This window comes from Streptomyces sp. NPDC046303, from assembly GCF_055588085.1.
In genome coordinates, this window is record NZ_JBVJFA010000076.1 from 1 (window position 1) to 7,886 (window position 7,886).

General features: G+C 72.0%; 8 protein-coding genes. 6 read left to right on the top strand and 2 right to left on the bottom strand.

The features are described 5' to 3' along the window. From ACZ6I1_RS34750 to ACZ6I1_RS34770, 5 genes are all read left to right on the top strand, one after another. The coding region (locus ACZ6I1_RS34750; RefSeq protein WP_469293117.1) for a hypothetical protein at positions 1 to 97 on the top strand (97 nt) is incomplete at its 5' end. 190 nt (positions 98 to 287) lie between these two features. Beyond that, entirely contained in the window at positions 288 to 473 is a 186-nt protein-coding gene (locus ACZ6I1_RS34755; protein ID WP_272258431.1) for a Trm112 family protein, read from the top strand. Between the two features lie 32 nt (positions 474 to 505). Then, positions 506 to 1,639 (top strand): SIS domain-containing protein, encoded by a 1,134-nt coding sequence (locus tag ACZ6I1_RS34760; RefSeq protein ID WP_469293107.1) that lies wholly within the window; start codon positions 506 to 508, stop codon positions 1,637 to 1,639. A 38-nt stretch (positions 1,640 to 1,677) separates the two neighbouring features. Next, the gene (gene manA, locus ACZ6I1_RS34765) at positions 1,678 to 2,835 is read left to right on the top strand and encodes a mannose-6-phosphate isomerase, class I (protein ID WP_469293109.1); all 1,158 of its coding nucleotides are present in this window, start codon (positions 1,678 to 1,680) and stop codon (positions 2,833 to 2,835) included. A gap of 72 nt (positions 2,836 to 2,907) precedes the next feature. Then, positions 2,908 to 3,831, top strand: a complete 924-nt coding sequence (locus ACZ6I1_RS34770) for a cation diffusion facilitator family transporter (protein ID WP_469293110.1) — start codon at positions 2,908 to 2,910, stop codon at positions 3,829 to 3,831. A gap of 76 nt (positions 3,832 to 3,907) precedes the next feature. On the opposite strand, the gene lepB is transcribed toward ACZ6I1_RS34770, so the two are convergent. Together lepB and ACZ6I1_RS34780 are read right to left on the bottom strand one after the other, a co-directional pair. Beyond that, on the bottom strand, positions 3,908 to 4,600 hold the full coding sequence (gene lepB / locus ACZ6I1_RS34775; protein WP_469293112.1) for a signal peptidase I: 693 nt from the start codon (positions 4,598 to 4,600) through the stop codon (positions 3,908 to 3,910). Between the two features lie 116 nt (positions 4,601 to 4,716). Beyond that, positions 4,717 to 6,762 (bottom strand): fructose-specific PTS transporter subunit EIIC, encoded by a 2,046-nt coding sequence (locus ACZ6I1_RS34780; protein WP_469293114.1) that lies wholly within the window; start codon positions 6,760 to 6,762, stop codon positions 4,717 to 4,719. Positions 6,763 to 7,140: 378 nt separating this feature from the next. Here ACZ6I1_RS34780 and ACZ6I1_RS34785 point away from each other — a divergent pair. Beyond that, the coding region (locus tag ACZ6I1_RS34785; RefSeq protein ID WP_469293116.1) for an adenosylhomocysteinase at positions 7,141 to 7,886 on the top strand (746 nt) is incomplete at its 3' end.

A 7,886-nucleotide genomic window follows, 5' to 3' on the forward strand; every position in this document is an offset into this window, starting at 1 on the left:
CAACACCGAACCCCTGCTGCGCCTGAACGTCGAGGCCCGCGACCAGGCCACGCTGGCCAAGGTCCGCGACGAAGTCCTCGCCCTCATCCGCGCCTAAGCGCCCCGGCGAGGCTGAAGGTGCCGCGCAGCGGCACACTTCAGCCTCGCCGGCGTTTGAGGCGCGGGGGCCCCGGCGGCGGCGCCGCACCCGAACCCCGCAGCCCAGGGGCCCCGTCAGGCCGCACCGCAGGTGACTCGGCGGTACGCTGACCACGGCCCACCCGCATTCCCGAAGGGAACCCCGCCCCATGCCGCTCGAAGCCGGTCTTCTGGAGATCCTCGCCTGCCCCGCCTGCCACGCGCCCCTCGAGGACAAGTCGGCCGACGAAACGGCTCCCGAGCTGATCTGCACCGGTCAGGACTGCGGCCTCGCCTATCCGGTCCGTGACGGAATCCCGGTCCTCCTCGTGGACGAGGCCCGCCGCCCCGCCTGACCCCACCCGCGCCGACACCGCCGGAGGCCGCCATGCTCGACGAGTCGCTCCTCGACGCACCGGACGATCTCGCCCGCGCCGACCGGCGCGGACTGCTCCGAGGTGCCGCCGAGGCCGGGGCCAGGGTCCGTACCGCGGCCCGGCACGCGGCCGAAGCGGGCCTCGGTGACCTGCGCCCCGACGGCCGCCCCCGCGCCGTCATGATCGCCGGTCCCGGCACCGCCGCCACCGGCGTCGCCGACCTCCTCGGCGCCCTCGCCGGAGCCTCCGCACCCGTCATCCGCCTGGACCCCACCGGCGTCGCGCACGCCTCCGGCGCCCTGCGCTGGACCCTGCCCGGCTGGGCCGGCCCCGTCGACCTGCTGCTCATCGCCACCACCGACGGCACGGAGCCGGGCCTCGCCGTCCTCGCCGAACAGGCCTACCGGCGCGGCTGCAACGTCGTCGCCGTCGCCCCCGAACGCTCACCGCTGAGCGAGGCCGTGGACGGCGCGCACGGGCTCCTCGTACCGATGGCCAAGGCCCCGTACCAGGAGTACGACGAGTCCGCCGCGGCCGGACCCGGCGCCCTGTGGGCCCTGCTGACGCCACTGCTGCTGCTCCTCGACAAGGTCGGCCTGATCAGCGCCGCCCCCGACAGCCTCCAGCTCGTCGCCGACCGGCTCGACCGCACCGCCGAGCGCTGCGGCCCCGCCATCGCCACCTACTCCAACCCGGCCAAGACCCTCGCCGCCGAGCTGGCCGACACCCTCCCGCTCATCTGGAGCGAGGGCACCGGCGCCGGCCCCGCGGGCCGCCGCTTCGCCGCCACCCTCGCCGAACTCGCCGGCCGGCCCGCACTGGCCGCGGCCCTCCCCGAGGCACTTCCCGCCCACGGGGTGCTGCTCGCCGGCTCGTTCGCCGCCGGGGCCGACCCCGAAGACTTCTTCCGCGACCGGGTCGAAGAGCCCCAGGCCCTGCGCGCCCGCATCGTCCTGCTGCGTGACCGGCCGACGGGCGGCCTCTCCGCCGCTCCCGCCGCACGCGAGCTCGCCCTCAGCCACGACACGGCCGTCAGCGAGCTCGAACCGGAGGAGGGAGTGGAGCTGGAACAGCTCGCCGAACTCCTCGCCGTCACGGATTTCGCCACCGCCTACCTGGCGTTGGCTTCCGGGGGACACAGCTGAGGTCACGTCCGTGCCCGGCTCTATCCAGGAAGACGACGATGGACCGCCTGACGAACACGATCCGCCCCTACGCCTGGGGATCGACCACCGCCATCCCCCAGCTCCTCGGCGTCGAGCCCACCGGTGAACCCCAGGCCGAGATGTGGATGGGCGCCCACCCGGCCGCCCCGTCCCGCATCGACCGCGGAGCCGGGGAGCAGGCCCTCTCGGACGTCATCGCCGCCGACCCCGAGCGCGAGCTGGGTGCCGCCGCCGTCGCCAGGTTCGGCCCCCGGCTGCCCTTCCTCCTCAAAATCCTCGCCGCCGGCGCCCCGCTCTCCCTCCAGGTCCACCCCGACCTCGCCCAGGCCAAGGCCGGCTTCGAGGACGAGGAGCGGCGCGGCATCCCGATCGACGCGGTCCACCGCAACTACAAGGACCCCAACCACAAGCCCGAGATGCTGTGCGCGCTCACCCCGTTCGACGGACTGTGCGGGTTCCGGCCCCCGCTCCAGTCGGCCGAGCTGCTCGAAGGCCTCGGCGTCGGTTCCCTCAAGCCGTACGCCGACCTGCTGCGCGCCCATCCCGAGGACGCCGCGCTGCGCGAAGTCCTCACCGCCGTACTGACCGCCGACCGCGAGGAGATGGCCCATACCGTCACCGAGGCCGCGGCCGCCGCCGACCGCCTGGGCGGCCCGTACGCCCCGTACGCGCACCTCGTCCACGACTTCCCCGGAGACCCCGGCGTCATCGCGGCCATGCTGCTCAACCACTTCCGGCTCCAGCCCGGCGAGGCGGTGTTCCTCGGCGCCGGCGTCCCGCACGCCTACATCGGCGGCCTCGGCGTCGAGTTGCTCGCCAACTCCGACAACGTGCTGCGCGCCGGGCTCACCCCCAAACACGTGGACGTGCCGGAACTCCTGAAGATCGTGAAGTTCGAGTCCGGCGACCCGCACGTGCTGCGCCCCGAGGGAGACGGCGAGGAGGTCTACGAGGCCCCCATCGACGAGTTCCGGCTCTCCCGCTTCCTCCTCGCGCCCGGCGCGGCCTCCCGTGTGCTCCCGGAGGACGCCCCGCAGATCGTGCTCTGCACGGCCGGTTCACCCCGCGCCGGCGAACTGGCCCTGGCTCCCGGCGACTCGGTCTTCGTCCCGGCGGGCGAAAAGGTCGAACTGTCCGGAACCGGCACCGTCTTCCGAGCCACCGTGGTGGTCTGACGCAGCGTCCGCCGCAGCAGCTGCAACAATGTGCGGCCGGAAGTCAGCGGCCAGGAAGGACACCCAGCACCCATGAGCGCGTCGGGCGGTACCAAGGCGATCGTGGCAGCACTCGCTGCCAACCTCGCCATCGCTGTAGCCAAATTCGTGGCATTCCTCTTCAGCGGCTCCTCGTCGATGCTCGCGGAAAGCGTCCACTCGCTGGCGGACTCCGGGAACCAGGGCCTGCTGCTCCTCGGCGGGAAGAAGGCCCAGCGCGAGGCGACGCCGCAGCACCCCTTCGGCTACGGGCGCGAGCGCTACATCTACGCGTTCCTCGTCTCCATCGTGCTGTTCTCCGTCGGCGGCATGTTCGCCATCTACGAGGGCTACGAGAAGATCAAGCACCCGCACGCGATCGAGGCCTGGTACTGGCCCGTGGGCGTGCTCGTCTTCGCGATCATCGCCGAGTCGTTCTCGTTCCGCACCGCCATCAAGGAGTCGAACGAGGTCCGCGGCACGCTGTCGTGGCGCGAGTTCATCAAGCGGGCCAAGGCGCCCGAGCTGCCCGTCGTCCTGCTGGAGGACCTCGGCGCGCTCGTCGGCCTGGTGCTGGCCCTCGGCGGCGTCGGCATCGCCCTGATCACCGGCGACGGCGTCTGGGACGGCATCGGCACCCTGTGCATCGGCGTCCTGCTCATCGTCATCGCGATCGTCCTCGCCGCGGAGACCAAGTCCCTGCTGCTCGGCGAGGCCGCCGGCACCGATGAGGTCGACAAGATCAACGCCGCGCTCGTCGACGGGGTCGTGGTCACCCGGGTGATCCACATGCGGACCCTGCACCTCGGCCCCGAGGAGCTGCTGGTCGCCGCCAAGATCGCCGTCCAGGGCAACGACACCGCGACCCAGGTGGCGGACGCGATCAACGCCGCCGAGGCCCGCATCCGCGAGGCGGTCCCGATCGCCCGGGTGATCTACCTGGAGCCGGACATCTACCGCCCGGACATGGCCAAGTAGCCACGGAGACACGGAAGGAAGGCCCTGGTGCAGCCGCGTGCGGCGCACCAGGGCCTTCCGGCGTTCCGGACGGAGGTCAGGGTGCGGGCAGCACCGGTGGCACCGGCTCCGGACGCCGCCGGCGCACGAGCAGCGCCCACACCCCCAGCCCGCCCCCGGCCAGGAAGACGACGGTCCCGCCCACGACGGCCCCGCCCGCGACCAGGAGACCCGTCGGGCGCGCGACGTCCTCGCCGATGACCGCCGACACGTGCACGGCGCCCCGCTGCGCCTCCCCGAGGTGCAGCGAGGAGTCGTTGGAGTTCCCGCGGTTGTCGCCCATGAGGAACACGTGGTTCGCGGGCACCGTCACGTCGAAGGGCACGATCGAAGGCAGCGACCGGTCCAGGACGTACGGCTCGTCCAGCGGCTGCCCGTTGAGCCGGAGCGTGCTCTCGCCCCGCCGGTACTCGATCCGGTCGCCGCCGGTCGCCACCACCCGCGACAGCATCGGCCCGTCCGGAACCCACTCCGGGATCGAGACGAGCACCACGTCCCGGCGCGACACCTCGAAGTGCTCGCCGTCGGCGCCCATGGAGAACCAGGCACTGTCCCCCGCCTCGTACGTGGGCCGCATGTTCTCGCCCGGGACGGTCCTCTTGTCGTAGACGACCTGCGTGTGCTGGTCCTCCATCGCGCCCCGGACCGTCCCGCCGAGCACCATCAGCCCGCCGGCCACCAGCAGCACGATTGCCCAGATGCCGCGTCTGCGGCCCCGCCCGTGTTCCATCGACCCGTCCCCTCCGAAGCGCCATATGAGCGGGCAGCGTACGGAATGCCGTCGGGCCCCTCGCCACCAGGGTGAAGAGGGGCCCGACGGGACGGAAGGCTTCCGGCGCGCGAGGGTTACCGGATCTCGCGCAGCACGTCCAGGATCGCCGGCCCGTCCGGAGCGCCCTGCAGGCGCTCCCGGAAGCCGCCGTCCATCAGCTTGCGCGACAGCAGCGCCAGGATCCGCAGGTGCTCGTCACCGGCGGCCGCCTCCGGCACCGCGATCATGAAGATCAGCCGGGCCCTCGTCCCGTCCAGGGCGCCCCACTCGATGCCCTCCCCGGACCGGGCGAAGCCCACCGTGGGCCGGGCCACCGCGTCCGTCTTGGCGTGCGGGATCGCGATCGACTCGCCGAGGCCGGTCGTGCCCTGCGCCTCGCGCGCGAGGGCGACCCGTACGAGCTCGTCCACGTCCCGGACGCTGCCGGTAGAGGCCAGCAGCTCCGCCATCTCGCGGATCGCCGCCTCCTTGTCACGGGAGGCCAGCTCCGTCTTCACCGTCCGCTCCGTCAGATACCCGGAGAGCACCTCCGGCTGCCCGGCGGCCGGGGCCGCTGCTCCCGCCGAGGACGCGGCCCGCGCCCCCACGGCGGCCGCGCCCGCACCGGCCAGGACCGGCTCGGGGGCGGCCGCCCGCGGCGCGCTCCCGCCGTTCCGGCGCTGCTTGATCTCGATGAGCGCGTTGGTGGTCAGCGCGGTGACGACCGTGCCCGCCGCGATCGCGACGAAGAACATCGCGACCCCGCTGACGGCGCCGAACAGCGAGACGATCGGGCCGCCGTGCGGCACCGAGTCCTCGACCCCGGACAGGCCCGCGACGGCGCCGGCCACCGCGCCGCCGAACATGTTCGCCGGGATGACCTGCGCCGGCCGGGCGGCAGCGAACGGAATGGCACCTTCTGAGATGCCGAAGAAGCCCATGAACAGCGCGGCGATGCCGGTCTCCTGTTCCTGGCCGGAGTAGAGCGTGCGGCGCAGCAGCGTCGCCAGGCCCTGGCCGAGCGGCATGACGGGGATCGCGGCGGCGGCCATGCCCATGACCGCGTTGTTGGTGCCGATGAGGCCGACCGCGACGAGGAAGGCCGTCTTGTTGACCGGGCCGCCCATGTCGAAGGCGATCATCAGGCCGATCAGCGCGCCGAGCACGATCGCACTGGAGCCGGTCATCCCGTTCAGCCAGTCGGTCAGGTGCGTGAACGCCCAGGAGATGGGCCGGCCGATCACGTAGATGTAGAACAGGCCGAGCACGACCGTCGACAGGATCGGGATCACGATGATCGGCATGATCGGCCGGACGAACGTGGGGACCTTGACCTTCTTGATCCAGACGACCAGATAGCCCGCCAGGAAGCCGGTCGCGATCGCTCCGAGGAAGCCCGCGTTGGCATCGGCCCCGTAGATGTTGACGGCGTCGGCGGCGAGGAAGCCGCCGATCATGCCCGGTACGAGGGCGGGCCGGTCGCCGAGCGCGTACGCGATGTAGCCGGAGAAGATCGGCAGCATCAGCTTGAAGCCGAGACCGCCCAGCGCGTTGACGTAGAACCAGAACGAGTCCTCGTCGAACTCGATGCCCTGCGGCGTGGAACGCCCGCCGAGCGCGATCGAGACGGCCAGCAGCAGACCGCCCACGACCACGAACGGGATCATGTGCGAGACGCCGTTCATCAGCGCCTTGTACGCGGCACTGCGCTGGTGCCCGCCGCCCCCGGCCCCGCCCCCTCCGCCGCCGGCCCCGCTCCCGCCGCCACTGGCCCCGCCCCCGGCCGTACCGGCCTGCACGGGCGCGCCCTGCACGCGCTCGATCAGCTCCTCCGGCCTGTGGATGCCGTCCGCGACACCGGTGGACAGGACCCGCTTGCCCGCGAAGCGCTCGCGATCGACCTCCTTGTCGGCGGCGATGATGACGCCGTCCGCCTCGCTGACATCGTTGTCAGACAGGACGTTCTCGGCCCCGATGGAGCCCTGCGTCTCCACCTTCATCTCGATGCCGAGGCGATCGGCCGCCTGTTGGAGCTTCTCCGCGGCCATGTAGGTGTGCGCGATCCCGGTGGGACACGCCGTGACGGCGATCAGCTTCAGGCGCCTCTGGCCACCCCCGGAAGGGCCTGCCGGACTGGTCACTTGAGATCTCCTTAAGCCGTGGGCGGCCTGCGGGATCGCACCGCACGCGCGTGCACGCGGTCCGATTCCGATCCACCGGCATCCTTTCCCAGGTGAGGGATGCATCAAAAGTCCGAAAGGCCCTGAACGTGCTCACCGCAGGACCCGGACCACGGCCGCGACTTGCCCCCCGGCCCACTGGGGGACGCTGGGCTGATCGGTGTAGATTCGTCATCAGTGTCAGGCGTCGCTGCTGATGGCGGTCGGGCGGTCCTCGTGACCGGCCGAGGGGAGAGAGGGCCCCCGACGGACTGTGCTCGGTGCGCCGCTTCCTGCTCACGCACGGCAGGCGCACGGCTCAGCCGTACCCACCCTCTCGAACCATGAGGAGCAGCACCCATGGACTTCAAGGTCGCAGACCTTTCCCTCGCCGCCTTCGGCCGCAAGGAGATCACGCTGGCCGAGCACGAGATGCCGGGCCTGATGTCGATCCGCGCCGAGTACGCGGAGGCCCAGCCGCTGGCCGGCGCCCGCATCACCGGCTCCCTGCACATGACCGTGCAGACCGCCGTGCTCATCGAGACCCTCGTCGCCCTCGGCGCCGACGTCCGCTGGGCCTCCTGCAACATCTTCTCCACCCAGGACCACGCGGCCGCCGCCATCGCGGTCGGCCCGAACGGCACCCCGGAGAACCCGCAGGGCGTCCCCGTCTTCGCCTGGAAGGGCGAGACGCTGGAGGAGTACTGGTGGTGCACGGAGCAGGCGCTGACCTGGCCGAACACCCCCACCGGCGGCCCGAACATGATCCTCGACGACGGCGGTGACGCCACCCTCCTCGTCCACAAGGGCGTCGAGTTCGAAAAGGCCGGCGCGGCCCCGGACCCCTCGACCGCGGACTCCGAGGAGTACGCGCACATCCTCACGCTGCTCAACCGCACCCTGGGCGAGTCCCCGCAGAAGTGGACGCAGCTCGCGTCCGAGATCCGCGGCGTGACGGAGGAGACCACCACCGGTGTCCACCGCCTGTACGAGATGATGGCCGAGGGCACCCTCCTCTTCCCGGCGATCAACGTGAACGACGCCGTGACGAAGTCGAAGTTCGACAACAAGTACGGCTGCCGGCACTCCCTGATCGACGGCATCAA

Bases quoted from the DNA above. Each gene is read 5' to 3' on its own strand.
- ACZ6I1_RS34755 (WP_272258431.1), top strand. From the start codon at position 288: ATGCCGCTCGAAGCCGGTCTTCTGGAGATCCTCGCCTGCCCCGCCTGC.
- ACZ6I1_RS34760 (WP_469293107.1), top strand. From the start codon at position 506: ATGCTCGACGAGTCGCTCCTCGACGCACCGGACGATCTCGCCCGCGCC.
- manA (WP_469293109.1), top strand. From the start codon at position 1,678: ATGGACCGCCTGACGAACACGATCCGCCCCTACGCCTGGGGATCGACC.
- ACZ6I1_RS34770 (WP_469293110.1), top strand. From the start codon at position 2,908: ATGAGCGCGTCGGGCGGTACCAAGGCGATCGTGGCAGCACTCGCTGCC.
- lepB (WP_469293112.1), bottom strand. From the start codon at position 4,600: ATGGAACACGGGCGGGGCCGCAGACGCGGCATCTGGGCAATCGTGCTG.